This window comes from Vibrio gelatinilyticus, from assembly GCF_022836845.1.
GTDB classification, from domain to species: Bacteria; Pseudomonadota; Gammaproteobacteria; order Enterobacterales; family Vibrionaceae; genus Vibrio; species Vibrio gelatinilyticus.
On the sequence record NZ_JAJNNZ010000006.1, the window covers coordinates 57,798 to 72,989 of the forward strand.

The 15,192-nt window shown below is 42.5% G+C and carries 9 protein-coding genes and 7 tRNA genes; 13 read left to right on the forward strand and 3 right to left on the reverse strand.

The window, feature by feature from the left end:
* The first annotated feature begins 74 nt into the window (after nt 1-74).
* From LNL84_RS09505 to LNL84_RS09565, 13 genes are all read left to right on the forward strand, one after another.
* Nucleotides 75-1,766 (forward strand): AAA family ATPase, encoded by a 1,692-nt coding sequence (locus LNL84_RS09505; RefSeq protein WP_244357003.1) that lies wholly within the window; start codon nt 75-77, stop codon nt 1,764-1,766.
* Complete coding sequence (gene viaA / locus LNL84_RS09510; protein ID WP_244357004.1) at nt 1,760-3,274, forward strand: ATPase RavA stimulator ViaA; 1,515 nt, start codon at nt 1,760-1,762, stop codon at nt 3,272-3,274. The genes LNL84_RS09505 and viaA (LNL84_RS09510) overlap by 7 nt, the downstream gene beginning before the upstream one ends.
* 203 nt (nt 3,275-3,477) lie before the next feature.
* The gene (locus LNL84_RS09515) at nt 3,478-5,139 is read left to right on the forward strand and encodes an ATPase RavA domain-containing protein (protein ID WP_244357005.1); all 1,662 of its coding nucleotides are present in this window, start codon (nt 3,478-3,480) and stop codon (nt 5,137-5,139) included.
* A gap of 20 nt (nt 5,140-5,159) precedes the next feature.
* Nucleotides 5,160-6,605 (forward strand): ATPase RavA stimulator ViaA, encoded by a 1,446-nt coding sequence (gene viaA / locus LNL84_RS09520; RefSeq protein ID WP_244357006.1) that lies wholly within the window; start codon nt 5,160-5,162, stop codon nt 6,603-6,605.
* A gap of 142 nt (nt 6,606-6,747) precedes the next feature.
* Nucleotides 6,748-6,821, forward strand: a tRNA-Cys gene (locus LNL84_RS09525).
* A 20-nt stretch (nt 6,822-6,841) separates the two neighbouring features.
* Nucleotides 6,842-6,917 (forward strand) — tRNA-Gly (locus LNL84_RS09530).
* Nucleotides 6,918-6,999: 82 nt separating this feature from the next.
* Nucleotides 7,000-7,086 (forward strand) — tRNA-Leu (locus LNL84_RS09535).
* Nucleotides 7,087-7,119: 33 nt separating this feature from the next.
* A tRNA-Cys gene (locus LNL84_RS09540) sits at nt 7,120-7,193 on the forward strand.
* A 19-nt stretch (nt 7,194-7,212) separates the two neighbouring features.
* Nucleotides 7,213-7,288, forward strand: a tRNA-Gly gene (locus tag LNL84_RS09545).
* Between the two features lie 69 nt (nt 7,289-7,357).
* Nucleotides 7,358-7,444: transfer RNA gene (locus tag LNL84_RS09550), tRNA-Leu, on the forward strand.
* A 108-nt stretch (nt 7,445-7,552) separates the two neighbouring features.
* Nucleotides 7,553-7,626 (forward strand) — tRNA-Cys (locus tag LNL84_RS09555).
* A gap of 359 nt (nt 7,627-7,985) precedes the next feature.
* On the forward strand, nt 7,986-9,551 hold the full coding sequence (locus LNL84_RS09560) for a hypothetical protein (RefSeq protein ID WP_244357007.1): 1,566 nt from the start codon (nt 7,986-7,988) through the stop codon (nt 9,549-9,551).
* 243 nt (nt 9,552-9,794) lie between these two features.
* Nucleotides 9,795-11,162: a sigma-54 dependent transcriptional regulator gene (locus LNL84_RS09565; protein WP_244357008.1), complete on the forward strand. Its 1,368-nt coding sequence runs from the start codon at nt 9,795-9,797 to the stop codon at nt 11,160-11,162.
* A gap of 69 nt (nt 11,163-11,231) precedes the next feature.
* Here the strand turns inward: LNL84_RS09565 and LNL84_RS09570 are convergent, their stop codons facing one another.
* From LNL84_RS09570 to LNL84_RS09580, 3 genes are all read right to left on the reverse strand, one after another.
* A complete protein-coding gene (locus LNL84_RS09570) occupies nt 11,232-11,729 on the reverse strand; it encodes a fasciclin domain-containing protein (RefSeq protein WP_244357009.1) in 498 nt (165 codons plus the stop codon).
* Nucleotides 11,730-11,901: 172 nt separating this feature from the next.
* On the reverse strand, nt 11,902-14,244 hold the full coding sequence (locus LNL84_RS09575) for a putative bifunctional diguanylate cyclase/phosphodiesterase (RefSeq protein ID WP_425244299.1): 2,343 nt from the start codon (nt 14,242-14,244) through the stop codon (nt 11,902-11,904).
* Nucleotides 14,232-15,164, reverse strand: a complete 933-nt coding sequence (locus LNL84_RS09580) for a transporter substrate-binding domain-containing protein (RefSeq protein WP_425244300.1) — start codon at nt 15,162-15,164, stop codon at nt 14,232-14,234. The genes LNL84_RS09575 and LNL84_RS09580 overlap by 13 nt, the downstream gene beginning before the upstream one ends.
* Between the last annotated feature and the right edge of the window lie 28 nt (nt 15,165-15,192).

Sequence of the window (15,192 nt, forward strand, 5' to 3'; positions counted from 1 at the left end):
GTTTAGGTATACACCTGTAACAATTTGTTTCGCTGTGATGGCGAACGATGGTTTAGCGTCATACAGGAGACAGGATGGTAGCCCCAAACGCGCAAGTCGGTTCTTTAAAAGCATTTTACTTTGATCATAGCTCAAGAGCATTGATTGCTGAGCGAATAAACAAACTTGCAACTCTGTTGTCTGACGGAGTGTATGAGAGAGAGGAAACCATCAAACTGAGTCTTCTTTCCGCTTTAGCGGGAGAAAGTGTTTTCTTGTTAGGGCCTCCAGGTATTGCCAAGAGCCTCATTGCTAAACGACTTATTCAGGCTTTTGACGATAACTCCTATTTCGAATACTTGATGACACGATTCTCTACACCTGAAGAGGTTTTTGGTCCACTTAGTATTCAAGAGTTAAAGGACAATGGTCGTTATCTACGATTAACCCAAGGTTATTTGCCTACGGCTCAGGTCGTATTTCTTGATGAGATTTGGAAAGCCGGACCTGCGATCCTCAACACGCTTCTTACTGTGGTGAACGAGAAAACCTTTAAGAATGGCAGCGAAATTGAACGCGTCCCTATGAGGCTACTTATTACCGCGTCTAACGAACTGCCAGATCACGATAGTGGCTTAGATGCGCTTTATGATCGTATTTTACTTCGTCTATATGTTTCGCCAATTAAGAGTAAACAAAACTTCAAGTCAATGCTTACCGTGGGCACATTTCAAGAAGTTCCAATCCCGAACGATCTAAAAATCTCAGACACCGAGTATTACGCTTGGCAAAGAGCGTTTGAGAACATCCCTTTAAACAACCATTTTTTTGACAAGCTCTACTTACTGAAGACGCAGTTAGAATCCAAATTGGCTGAAAGTGCTTTATCGGACTCTGACCAATATATCTCAGATAGGCGATGGAAAAAGGCCATCAAATTAATCAAAGCCTGTGCGTTTTTTAGCGGTAGAGATGAGCTCTCGACGATAGACATTTTGATTCTAGAAAATTGCCTTTGGAACACACCGCAATCTAGAGAGGTTGTAACTCAGGTGATACAAAGCTTTGCCACGAATGAAGTCTATTCGCTCGATAGGGTACGTGGCGTGATTGAACATTACCATGATGAGATGAGTGAGATACAACAAGAATTAGAGGATAAGTTGTCTCTGGAGATCATTGCAGAGTCAGGAAGTGGCCTACGTCGAAAACTCGTCCCTCTGTTAGATCTAAGTAATGCCAAACGCTATGAGCTACACAATTCTGAAATGCTGTGTTTGGCCTTGCTACGAGACAATATTTCGGTAAGCGAAAAGGAAAAAGGGGACGCGCGCTGGATTTATATTGCGGAGCGCGACTTGGCAAAAGTCGTTAAAGAGGGCAGTGGTGACGCGCTTGGTCTGGTTAACGAAAATACCACTCTGTGTCGATTGAAATTAGAAGTCGACTCGAATGACCGTGTGATAGTCAAAGATCTGGCAAACCGCTCAATACCTACTTGTTTAGTACAAAAAGACGCATACTTTTGTGAGGAAATCTTAAAGTATCAAGAATCGATTAATCAATGGCAAAGTGCTTTGGCTGATGTGAATGCTGAAGTTAAGCGAGGACGCAGTGAATTTAATGCATCATTACCTCACCCATTCGTCGATACAGATCTTATTGTTAGCATTGATCAAGAAATCACCACGATTGCTAATGAGATTGACAATACAATCGCCAAGCACCGCAAGTTTAGGGACAGAGCGTCAATGCTAGTTAATCTGTTAAGGGCTTCATCATGCTAGGAGCGGACAGTATCAATCTGGCTTTGATGGTCGCGGATTCTGGTCTTATTGATACTGCAGTACAGGATATTTTGCGTCAACCTGAACTCTTGATGATGTCTGAAAGGCCAGGAGTAAAGCGAAGCATCAAAAAGCATCTTAAAAAGTGGCATAAAACAGTGCGCCATAAAGTCACAACGCGTCGAAACAGCGACTGGCTTACTGAGCAGCTTGCACTGTATCAGGACACTATTTATTTAGATGAACAAAGGTTTCTAGAGAACGTCGACAGTATCATTGTCAATATCCACCCAAATTCATCGTTTCACACAATCGTGCATTCGCAACGAAACACGATGTCTGCCCATTCGATTAACTTCGCCCAATCTTTCTGTCGTCAGTGGTACGAGTGCCTTAAGAAAGATGTCGAGCGAACTCAAACTGAAGCCCTAGAGACCCACAAATCAAAATTGCTGGATGAACTTTACAAAAGGTTAGAAACGCTCAAAGAGTTAGAACGCGTCTCAGAACAAGGTGAAAGTGGCAACCAAGGGCGGTTATGGGATCTTGCCGGGGCAAAACTCACCAAAAGAGATTTTTCTCGGATAGCGAATTACTCTGAGTTTTTGAAAAAAAATGGCGATTTGATGTCCATTGTCAAACAGTTAGGCCGTATGGCACAGCAGGTAGAGGCTCCCGAGTTAAACCGAGCACAATGTGACAATTTGCAATGTAATGAACAACCGAGCGATTTTGCGATCGATGACATCGTGGGTATCCATACTAGTGATGACATCAATAAGTTGCTTCCTAACGAGACAATGTATCTAGCGTACCCAGAGCTTGAGACGGTGTTTTATCAGCATTTGGCTGAAAAGCGCTTGTTGAGTTACAAGTCGGAGGGTAAACAAAGAAGTGTTCGACAGGTCAATGCACCAAAGCATGATCAACGTAGTGAAGAAAAAGAGCAGGGGCCTTTCATTGTGGCGATTGATGCGTCAGCTTCGATGATGGGATTTCCGGAACGATGCGCGAAAGCAACAGCATACGCCATGATGAAGCTGGCGATAGAACAAGATCGTGAATGTCACGTGATTATTTTTTCGTCGACCTTCATTACTTATGATTTTACCGGGCAATCGGGCCTTCAAGAAGTCAGTGACTTTCTCTCTTATAGTTTCATGGGAGGAACAGACTTAGAGAAGGTACTTGAGCATGGCGTAGAACTGATGACGGGTGAACAATATCGAAATGCCGATCTGTTGCTGATCTCAGACTTTATCGCGCCAAGGCAGTCACAAGCATTAGAAGATAAAATTAGAAACTTGCAGGGCCACCACAATCGCTTTCACTCATTGTGCTTGTCTAAATATGGCAATCCTGAAGTACTTGCGTTATTTGATTGCCAATGGCGTTACCATCCGTCTGCGATGGGACGGCTACTCAAAAAGCCGATTAAGCATTTAAAAAGCAAAATGGATAGCACGTTAATACCAGCTCAAGGCCAGCAATCTGCGACCATTGGCTAATGGTCAAACCGATGTAAATCCACCATAGTAAATGCAATTACTGGGTTGCATTTATGGCTTAATACCGGCTTTGAAAAGCGTGTTCATCAACGGATAGAGTTTGAATTGCGCTAAAACAAAGTCTCGGTCTATTTTTCTTGTAACAAAGTGATAACAAATGTATAAATGTAGTAACAATTAAATCCGCTTTGTGAGGGAATGGTATGATCAAACCGTCAGTAGTATCACATGCAGACAAGGCTTTATTATCCGAACGTATCAATAAGTTAACCCAGGCGTTGTCAGACGGTGTCTATGAACGTGAAGAAACAATTAAATTGTGCCTGCTTGCAGCTCTGGCAGGTGAAAGTGTTTTTCTACTGGGCCCCCCAGGTATTGCAAAAAGTTTGATCGCAAAAAGACTGATTCAAGCATTCGATAACAGTAGTTATTTTGAATATTTAATGACGCGTTTTTCTACTCCAGAAGAAGTGTTTGGTCCATTAAGTATTCAGGAGCTCAAAGACAATGGTCGTTACTTAAGATTAACCGAAGGCTATCTTCCTACCGCTCAAGTGGTGTTCTTAGATGAGATATGGAAAGCAGGCCCCGCAATACTAAATACCCTTCTCACGGTTGTGAATGAAAAAACCTTCAAAAATGGCAGCGAAATAGAGCCTGTTCCAATGCGCTTATTAGTCTCCGCTTCTAACGAACTTCCTGATGAAGACAGCGGACTAGAAGCGCTTTATGACAGAATGTTAGTTCGTATCTTTGTCAACAGAATTCAAAACAAGCAGAACTTTAAATCAATGTTAACAGTAGGGACGCCACAAGAAGCGAAGATCCCCCATGGGTTAGCGATCACCGATGAAGAATATCACCTATGGCAAACGCAACTTGAACAGTTGGAGTTGTCTGATGATGTTTTCGAAAAGTTATATCAGTTAAAGCAGATGCTTGAGAGTGCCTCGGCAAAAGAAGGTGCTCATTTGGCGGAAGCTGACCTTTATGTTTCTGACCGCCGTTGGAAAAAGGCGGTTAAACTGCTAAAAGCGAGCGCCTTCTTTAATGGTAGAGATAGTGTCAATCCATTGGACTTACTGTTACTGCAAGATTGCCTTTGGAATAGCCCAGAATCCCGCGAGATTGTCCGCGATGTAGTGCGGGACTTTGCGCTAAATTGCGCTTTTGACCAAAGTGAAGTGTCTGTACAGATAGAAGAAGGCAAAGAGATTTTGTCGGAGATACAAGAAGAAATCGAATCTGAGTTTGCCATGCCACTCTCAATGGAAATGACAACAGGCATCTTAAGAAAAGAGGTTTTTCAATACGATATTTCCGGCGCTAAAAGTTTTAAGGTCGGTAATGCAACGAACCTGGTTAAATTGGTTGTTTTGCAAAGTAACATGTCGGTTTCCGAATCTGAAAAAGGCGATAGCCGCTGGCTTTATGTCGCCAAAGACGAGTTGGAGCGTTGTATACGCGAAGGGGGCAGCGATATCTACGGTTATGTTAACCAAAACACGTCGCTGTGTCGTCTGAAACTCGATCTCGATGCATCCAATAACCTTGTCGTTAAAGACATCGCAAATCGGTCGGTCCTTGTTGCACTTGTCACCACAGCTGGTATTGATGAGTCATTGTATCAAGAGTGGGTGACCAAAGCGGACCAAGTGATGGCACAGATACACCATGCGGAACATCATTTGAGGCTGGTACGTTCCAAATTTCATGGTGCGTTACCCCATGGTTTTATCGAAGCGACTCTACCGATGGAAATGGAATCGAGCCTACAGCAAGTTGCGAAACTGCTGGAATCAACTTCCTCTGAAAGTGAAAAAGTCATATTTAGAATTAAAAGTCTAAAGCAGTTTTTCGAATAACGCCGAAACGGAGTGAGCCTATGTTAGGAGCAGATGGACTAAATTTGGCTTTGATGATCGCCGACTCTGGGATTGTCGATAGTGCTGTAAACGATCTTATGGCTCGCTCACAAATGATGGCGATTACCGAAAATCGCAGTGTTAAATCGTCTGTCAAAAACCACCTAGCGAAGTGGCGAGGCTCGGTGAAAAAGCGCATGACGAAAGTGTGTGAAACAGAGCGTTTTCAACAAGAACTGAATTTGTATCAAGAAGTCATTCACTGGGATGAAGAACGTTTTTTTAAAGACATTTCAGACGTTGTCAAAAAGCTCGAATGGCATTCAGCCTTCTATCTTCAGGCCAGACGTCTTCTTGAGAAAAATAAAGCGCTAAATAATCCTATGTTTCCTCATTACTTTTGCGACCTTTGGTATAAAAGTCTCGCAGATGCCATCAAACAAGCTGAGATTTCTGAGCTTGAAGCTAACAAAGAAAAATTCCTTGCCGATCTGTATCAAAGAATGGAAACACTCAAAGAAATGGATACCGTTACCGAACACGGTGATGAAGGAGCATTGGGTCGACTGTGGGATATGGCCTCTGCGAAGTTGACGAAAACCGATTTAAAAGTGATGCATCAGCATGCAGATTTTTTAAAGAAGAATCAGGGGCTGCAGGAGATTTCCGAACAGCTGGGGCGTATGGCGAGTGAAATAGATGATCCTGAATTAAACAAAGCCCCATGTGACGACCTTGAAATGGTTGAAGAGGTCAGTGATGAAGCGACCGACGATATTGTTGGTGTTCATGAATCTGATGATCTCAATAAGCTTCTTCCAAATGAAACGATGTTTCTGGCTTATCCAGAGCTCGAAGTGGTTTTTTATAAGCATCTAGTCGACAAGCGTTTAATGAACTATAAGACGCAGGGCAAAACTCGAACGTTAAAAAAAGTCAGCACCAATAAGCCCGATCACAAACAACTCGAAGTAGAAAAAGGCCCTTTTATAGTGTGTGTGGATGCATCGGGCTCAATGAGTGGTTTCCCAGAACAGTGTGCTAAGGCCATGGCCTATGCACTGATGCAGATTGCTTTGGCTGAAGAGCGTGATTGTTATGTCATCTTGTTTTCAACAGAACACATTACCTATCAATTGACAAAACAAGATGGTCTTCGCGAAGCCAGTGACTTTCTTAGCTATACCTTCCACGGTGGTACCGATTTAGAACCCGTGTTAATAAAGTCAGTCGATCTGATGCTAACGGGTACTTATAAAAACGCCGATCTGGTCGTGATCTCTGATTTCATTGCCCCTCAGCAGACTAACGAAATCATAGAGAGAGTAGAGTCGTTGAAAGCGAAGAAAAATCGTTTTCACGCCATCAACCTCTCTAAGTATGGTAATCCAAAACTCATGGAGATGTTTGATCATTGTTGGTCTTATCACCCAAATCTTGTCGGACGACTGATGAAAAAATGGTAAAAATGCTGCTTTGACGATCATATTGATTCAAAACTCGGCAAACGAACCAACTATTTCATATTAGTGTTTGACTAATTCTCCTCAATCCGTAAAGTATGCACCGAACACGGCGAGATGCTTTTTCTAACGTGTTGATTAATAAGGCGCCTTGGCAGAGTGGCTATGCAGCGGATTGCAAATCCGTGGACCTCGGTTCGACTCCGGGAGGCGCCTCCATATTCTCATTCGAGATATATGCGACACTAGCTCAGCTGGTAGAGCGCAACCTTGCCAAGGTTGAGGTCACGAGTTCGAACCTCGTGTGTCGCTCCAAATTATAGAATGTAGTGTTTTACAACGTTACATAAGATGGTGTTTTACTTTTCAGTAATCGGCATCGCAACAAGTTTTGCGTGCCCTGGTGGTGGAATTGGTAGACACAAGGGATTTAAAATCCCTCGGCGTTCGCGCTGTGCCGGTTCAAGTCCGGCCCGGGGCACCATCTATTCGTTAAACAGTTAGCTCACAGTTTAAAGGCGCCTTGGCAGAGTGGCTATGCAGCGGATTGCAAATCCGTGGACCTCGGTTCGACTCCGGGAGGCGCCTCCATTTCTCATTCGAGAAAAATGCGACACTAGCTCAGCTGGTAGAGCGCAACCTTGCCAAGGTTGAGGTCACGAGTTCGAACCTCGTGTGTCGCTCCAAATTTAAAAATGTAGTGTTTATCAATATTACATTAGATGGTGTCTTACCCATCGCAACAAGTTTTGCGTGCCCTGGTGGTGGAATTGGTAGACACAAGGGATTTAAAATCCCTCGGCGTTCGCGCTGTGCCGGTTCAAGTCCGGCCCGGGGCACCATCATTTATGAGATTTAGCACCCGGCTTGAGTGCCGGCCGATATGTCGGACCATCAACTCCGGCCTTGGCGCAGCATCTATTCGCTAAGCAATTAGCACACAATTTAAAGGCGCCTTGGCAGAGTGGCTATGCAGCGGATTGCAAATCCGTGGACCTCGGTTCGACTCCGGGAGGCGCCTCCATTCTTTGAAAATACTCAAACGCCAACTGTCCACCTGTCCACCTGTTCACATTGCGAGACAATGTAACGACCATGTTGTTTTCATTAGATAATCCTATCATGTATTGAGTGAACACCTGATGGTGAGCACATCTGAACACATCTGAAAAATAAATTGTCAATAACTTCAGATAGTTAATTATGGTTTAAATATTGCTTCGCTCTGGCTCTCAGGGGAGCCGTAAACAAAAGAAGCGTTGCGTGGAATAGACAGATAACCACCAAACAAGCTCCCCAATAGATCAATTGGTTACGGGAGTACCGATCATGAAGTTATTAAAGGTAAGTCTTTGGTGGAGAGCCATAATACTTGGATTTTCAATGACATTATTTGTTGTACCAGCTTACGCGGTTCACGAATTAGGCGTGTTCGAGCTCGATGGTGATGCTGCAGATAATGTAAATATTGATGGAGACGATTGGCAGAACATCTACGATAAGACGGACAGTTCAAATGCAACGACAGGGATAATAGCCGATCCCTCTCCAGTGTCCATTTTTACCGGTGGACGAAAAGATATCCAGGATATACCACAATGGGGCCATAAAGATGGTTCTGTACCGGATAAGGATGACCTAACTAATGCCTACGCAGCGGCTTACGGCGTGGACAATACCACGGGTGGAAAAGATCTCGTCATTTACTTTGGTGCCGATAGATTTGCTAATGTTGGTGACGCTTATATAGGTTTTTGGTTCTTCCAGGAAAAAGTCGAGGCAATGCCAAATGGCAGTTTCTCGGGTGTACATAAAGATGGAGACGTACTCGTTCTGATAGATTACCCGCAAGGTGCAAACGAAAACCCCTATGCGGCGCTGCTGGTATGGGATCCGACCTGTAACAAAGCGGACAGTAATGATCCTCAGCCAGAAGAATGTGCAGCGAAAAATCTCAGACTGAAAGCTGAATCGTCTGACGACGTCAGTGCGGAATGTGGTGCCAATGATTCAGATGATAATGGTTGCGCCATTACAAATAGCGACACTACAGATTCGTTTTGGCCTTATTTATCTAAATCAGGAGCGTCAAACTTCCCATCTGAAAGTTTTTACGAAGGTGGTGTAAACCTTACTGAGTTACTTCAAGGTACCAATACATGTTTCAGTAGCTTCATGGCAGAAACAAGATCTTCGAGCTCATTTACAGCGTCACTAAAAGACTTCGTACTTGGGGACTTTGAGTTGTGTGGCATTGACTTATCGAAAACTTGCTCCGGCGGTACACTATCGCAAACGGGTGATTCGATAATCTATAACTATACTGTGAAGGTAACAAATACGGGCTTTGGTTCGCTACATGATATCAACGTAAAAGATATTACAGCTAACGATGATTACTATCAGGCACTCTTAGCTGCTGGTGATACTGCCGAGTTTAGCGGAACCTTGGAAACACAAACCAACGGTGTGCTAAATAAAGCGAGTGTGACCGCTGCTTTGGTAGCAGGAGGCACAGTAGAGATAAATGATACTACTGAATTTAAGTGTCCAACGATTCCGGATCCAGGCATTTTGTCCATTACCAAAGAGTGTGAAACATTGATTAACCGAACGTCAGCGGGGCAATATGGCGTGCTGGTCAAATACAAAGGTAAGGTTTGTAATGACTCGCTGGTCAAAATCAATGCTGTGAGTATTACCGAAAACCACGACAGTAAGAATAGTACGATCACTGTTGGTGATATCGGGCCGAAATCATGTCAAGACTACAACGGTGAGTATGTACCTGTTCCCCCTGCTGAGGAGAACTTACCTTTGCCTGCTCACGATGTTAGGACATTTACCGACACAGTTGTAGCAAAAGGTACTACAGCAATATTTGGACTACCTGTCGACTCTGGGCTTCCAGTTTCGGCTGACTGTCCACTTTGTGTAAAACCTAACTAAAAGTATCATCTCAAGCCAAGTGTAAGGTGCCTTTTTTATTTGTTAGTAAAAAAGGCACCTTAGTTTTTATATAAACAACAGAAGGTTAGCTCATAGCCAAATCGATGGTACGCTAAAGCTAAATGTAATTGCCAATGACCAACATTCCCACATGGTCTCTTTTCTTCGAAATACCACCTTATCTTTTGTGCTAATTAGACTACTCTTAGTAAGGATAATATTTGTATTCGAGGCAGTGTTACTATGAACACAACGAGCCAAGATACAAGGAATGTACTGCTATTAGAGCTTGGTATCGAAAAGCTCGATTTAAAAAACCTCCTCCCTGACCAATGGTGCACAAATCGGAGCAGCACTTTAGAGCAAGCACAGGCCTTGCTTGAAAAGAATCCGTTTGTCGTGTCAATTGTCTACGTCACTGCTAAAAATCGAGTTAACTCATTGAGTTGTGTCACTAAACTTAAGAAAAGCTTCCCAAGAGTCCATTGGCTGGCTGTGTTTAAATCAGATCGGGCTAATGAACTTGCATTTATTCAGGACTTTGCGGATGTATGCTGGGATATCTTTCATACTCCGTTGCCCAACTCTCATTTTCTAAAAAGTCTAGGGCATGCTTTTGGTTTAACAGAAATGCTAATCCATGGTGAGAATAGAGCCACTGAAAACTTAACTCAAACGAATCGATTAATCGGAGATTCAGATAGTTACAATCAGTTAAGAGAATTGATAGGTCGAGTTGCGTCGAGCGATTGCCCTGTTTTGATTACGGGTGAAACGGGTACTGGCAAAGGTTTATGTGCTCGACATATCCACTTGATATCGCCGCGTAATGAAAAGCCCTTTATCACAGTTAACTGTGGTGCCGTTCCGGAAAGCCTCGTTCACTCAGAGTTATTCGGACATGAAAAAGGCGCTTTTACTAATGCTTATCAACAACATATTGGACAATTGGAAAAAGCAAATAAAGGTACACTTTTTTTAGATGAGATTGGCGATCTTTCCAAATCAATGCAAATTCAATTACTAGAGTTTATCGACTCGAAGAAACTAATGCGTGTGGGAGGTACAAAATGGATAGACGTAGATTGTCGTTTGATATTTGCCACTCATGTCAACCTAGAGAAAGCCGTCGAGAAAGGGCAGTTTCGTGAAGACCTATACTACCGGTTACAAGTATTGAAAATAAAAATGCCACCTTTGAGAGAACTTGAAGAGGACATTGAACGTATTGCCACTCATTATCTAGAGATCTTTAGCGCCAATCAATTAAAGTTTGCACCAGTGACTTTGGAAAGAATTCATCGTTACCAGTGGCCTGGAAATATTCGAGAGCTTCGTAACAGAATCCAGCGAGCATGCATATTGTCGGCCGGAAACCGAATCATGCCAGGAGACTTGGGACTACAAGACGAAAACAAACCAGCAATATTGAAAGGGCACTTACAGAAAAAGAAACTAAAGCTAGATCAAGAAAAGCTGTTGGAAACGTTACATAACTGTGGTAACAATATTTCAGCTGCGTCAAGAGCTCTTCATATATCGAGAACCACTTTCTACCGGTTACTCAAAAATGCCCAATCGACAAAACACAGTCTACATCAAACAAAGTAAGGCTGAACAATTGCCCAGCCTTATCTTATTGAAAGATAGAATGAATCCTATAGTGCAACGAGAACTAAACTAGTTTGGAATTAAAACTGTGTCGATAACATGTATAACCCCATTGTTAGCTTTTACATCTGTGGCGGTCACCATGGCATTATCAATCATTACTTTCCCATCCATTGCTTTAATGGTGAGGTCTTGACCTTGCACGGTAGTTGCCTTAGTCAAATTGATTACTTCTGCTGCCATTACCGTTCCGGAAACGACATGGTAGGTAAGAATGGCGACAAGTTGATCTTTGTTTTCAGGCATGAGAAGAGATTCCAATGTCCCTTCTGGCAACTTAGCGAACGCTTCATTGGTCGGGGCGAAAACAGTGAAAGGGCCTTCACTTTTCAAAGTGTCGACTAAATCTGCGGCTTTCACCGCGGCAACTAGCGTTGAAAAGGCGTCATTGCTTGCAGCAACATCAACGATGTCTTTTTTCATTCCATGGTGATTTGCATGAACGGTTCCGAACGACAGTAGGGATAGAAAAAGTATGGTGGTGGGTAAAATAATACGCTTAAACATACGTGACTCCAAGGGACTTAAACGCAAAGCCCAGTTAATAAGTATTCGAAGCTTCCTACGTGTCCAAAGGGTGTTGCGATCATAATACTCAATAGCCAATAAAAATCATGTGTCGTCGGGCTCTCTTGTCTGGAGGGCCTCTATAGTGTGTTAGGTGAGTACTGCAGGAACGTCATTTGACAATATTTAGAGCGGGCTGGTGGTCGCGAGTCTCTTCAAGGTTTGCTATTAACAATTTTTCGAATTCTACTGCGGGGACTGGCTTGCTGTAGAGGAAACCCTGCCCAAATTCGCAGTGGATAGAGTTGAGGAAGTTCGTATGCCATTGCTCTTCTATTCCTTCTGCAACAACCGAAAGATTAAGCGCTTTTGCCATCGCAACGATTGCAGTGACGAGCTCACGATCCGCTTTATTTTTGCGAATGTTCATTAAGAAGCTTCGGTCTATTTTTAGTTGATCGAATGGGAATTTTTGTAAATAACTGAGAGCAGAATAGCCAGTACCAAAGTCATCTATGGTCAAGCGAACACCCATTGTTCTTAATTTGTTTAATAGGTTGATCACATCTTCGTTATGATTAAAAAGTAGGTTCTCAGTGATCTCAATGTCCAATAACTCAGGCTTTAAGCCGGACTTCATCAAACTATAGCGAATTTGCGTAAATAGTTTTTCACAATAACGAAATTGTACGCTGGAGAAATTGATCGAGATACTTAGTGGGGCGATTGACTGCCATTGAGCAGCTTGTTGACAAGCGGACATGATTGCGAACTCACCCAGTTGGTGTATCAGACCGTTCCCCTCAGCTAAGGGAATGAACTCATCAGGTGGTATCATTCCATATTCGTTATCATTCCAGCGCATCAAAGCTTCCGCACCGATAATTTTGCTGCTTTCGAGGTCTATAATTGGTTGATAGTAGAGTTCAAGTTCTTGATTTGCAATTGCATAGCGTAGTCGGCCATCAAGATTAAGATTGCGTTGAACGTTGCTGCTCATTTCAGTGTTGTAAAAGCTATAAGCGTTTCGGCCATCTTGTTTTACGCTGTACATCGCCATATCTGCGTTCGCTAACAACTGCTGAGTACTGTTACCATCTTGTGGGTAACGGGACATCCCAATACTTATAGAAACAAAGAACTTTTGGTTGTTCCAGACAAAGGGCTCGTCAAAGAGTTTTAAAATTTCCTCAGCATATTTTTTTGACACTTCCTGATTATCGAGCTCAGGTATGATAAACAGGAATTCGTCTCCCCCTAAGCGAGAAAGGAGATCTTTACTTCCGACGGCGTTAATTAATCTGTCTGTACTTTGTTTTAAAACTTCGTCACCCGCTAAATGTCCCAAAGTATCGTTGATTTGCTTGAAGTTATCTAAATCAATAAACATTACCAACAAATTAGAATTGTTATAATTTGCTTTGTCTATTTCCACTTGAAGCCTTTGGTTACCGTAACTTCGATTTGGCAATCCAGTGAGCGCATCATGTGAGGCTTGATAAGAAAGTTTTAGTTCCGATTCCTTCCTTTTTTCGATTTCCTCAATGAGTTGTTTGTTTTTTGAGGAAAGCAATCCTTGCTGCTTTCGTGAAGCATCTATCTTTGTTCTCAACACTAGGTTGGCATTATTTATCACGAATATATAAATCAATCCGGCGAACACGGGAATTGCAAGAAACGACAGCCCGAGCGTAAACCAAGACGAGGTTAGTACACTTTTGTGTTCAACCGGTTCGAACCAGCTGTTTAGAACAAATGGCGTGTTTTTAATTGGCAAGCTGAAGTTGATGGCTTCTGCCAATTGTTGTTTGGTAATCAGCGTGTCGCTATTTAAAGGTGAATTCCAAAGAAAAGAATGGCCGTAGTTAGAAAGCAGTTCAATTCGACTTTTACTTTGTTCACTTTCTTGTGAGGTGAGTTGTTCAAAAATTACTTTTTTATTGAGTGTGGCGACCAGATAGCCAGTCGGGGTTCCTGAATACAATACCATTTTTACAAGTTGGATTTCATTACTGCTAACACTATCGACAGTTCGAAAAAAAGCAGGTCGAGTAGAGTGATTGTTTAATTCTTGAATATCTATATTTGTCGCTGAATTTGGAGATGTATCGGAAATGACCGAGCCGTCTAAACTGATTAGGGTAAATCGGTCATAGATTTTTTGTTGATTTATGGTCTTGTTTTTAATCGTGTATGCCAGTTTTCTATCAAGCGCTAAGATGCTTGATGCCAATCCATATTTCATTGACATCCCTGAGGCCAAGTTAGCAAAGAAAGCATGCATTACAGGGGTTTGCGAAAGTGTGTTTATATCTTCGTTTGTGACGTAGAAGAAATATTCTAGCGCACTCGCATAGTTTTCAACTTTGAGTTCAAGCTCTCGGTGTAGTGACTCGTTTAAACGAGTTTGACCAAGATTTGTTACTGCTAAAATTGAAACTAGATAGCCAGCTAATAGCAGTGCGGCAACGATAATGTAGGTGTTTCTGGTAAAGTTTTTGATCATAGCTGTGATTGACTATTGCCCTTAAAATAATCACCATAAAAGTAAAACACAGATGGGTAATACTTTTCAACAAGTTGTTCGTAGGTACCGTCACTCCTGATTTTTGATAAATACTGATTGAATGCATGTCGGAGTTTGGGGGATTCTTTTCTAAATACTGCGGCCATACGCTGATCTTCTGATACTGGCCCAATAACTTTGATCTCTCCTGGCCATTTTTCTAAAGCGATTAGGGTGTCGGGTACATCGAGTAATGTACTTTCAGCATCGCTATTAAGAACCGCAGGCACCATTTCATTAAGTTTTCTCTGCTTTACTGGTAAAATGATATTTGCTCCGGTTTCGTATAGGTTATAAAGGTTTGGATCGAGACAGGACTGTTCCATGGCCAATACATCTTTGCCACGCATGAGGGTTTTAACCTGAGCGATATCTTGTTGTAATTCTCCTGATGGTCGAATAGGTCTCATAGAAGAATTAGACTTGGCGATTAACCAAACACCAGAAGGAAAGTAGTCATCTGAAAAATCTGCGACCTGAGCTCGCCACTCTAAAATAGTGACCCCATTCGCTATGATATCACCCTCTATTGGCATGCTCTCACCGAAAACCAGTTGGTTGTTGGTAAACTGGGTATTTTGACCGGTCAGCTTTCCAAAGACATTTGTCCATTCGGCAGGAACATACTGGTATTCAACACCCAAGGATTTAGCAAAGCCTTGCATTAATTCGACGTCAAGTCCACTGAGATATTGAAAATCATTTTGGCCTATGTAGGAAACGAAGTTGGCGTAACTAACACCTAAATGCCTTAAAACACCTCTCTTTTTTACTTCTTCTAAATCCATTGAAAATGAAGAAAAGGAGGCAATACAGAGTAAAAGTGACGCTATGGAACTGAATATGTGTCGACGTGTTTTTCTTGCTATCATTGGCAGCCTCCTTGCTAACTTTTTA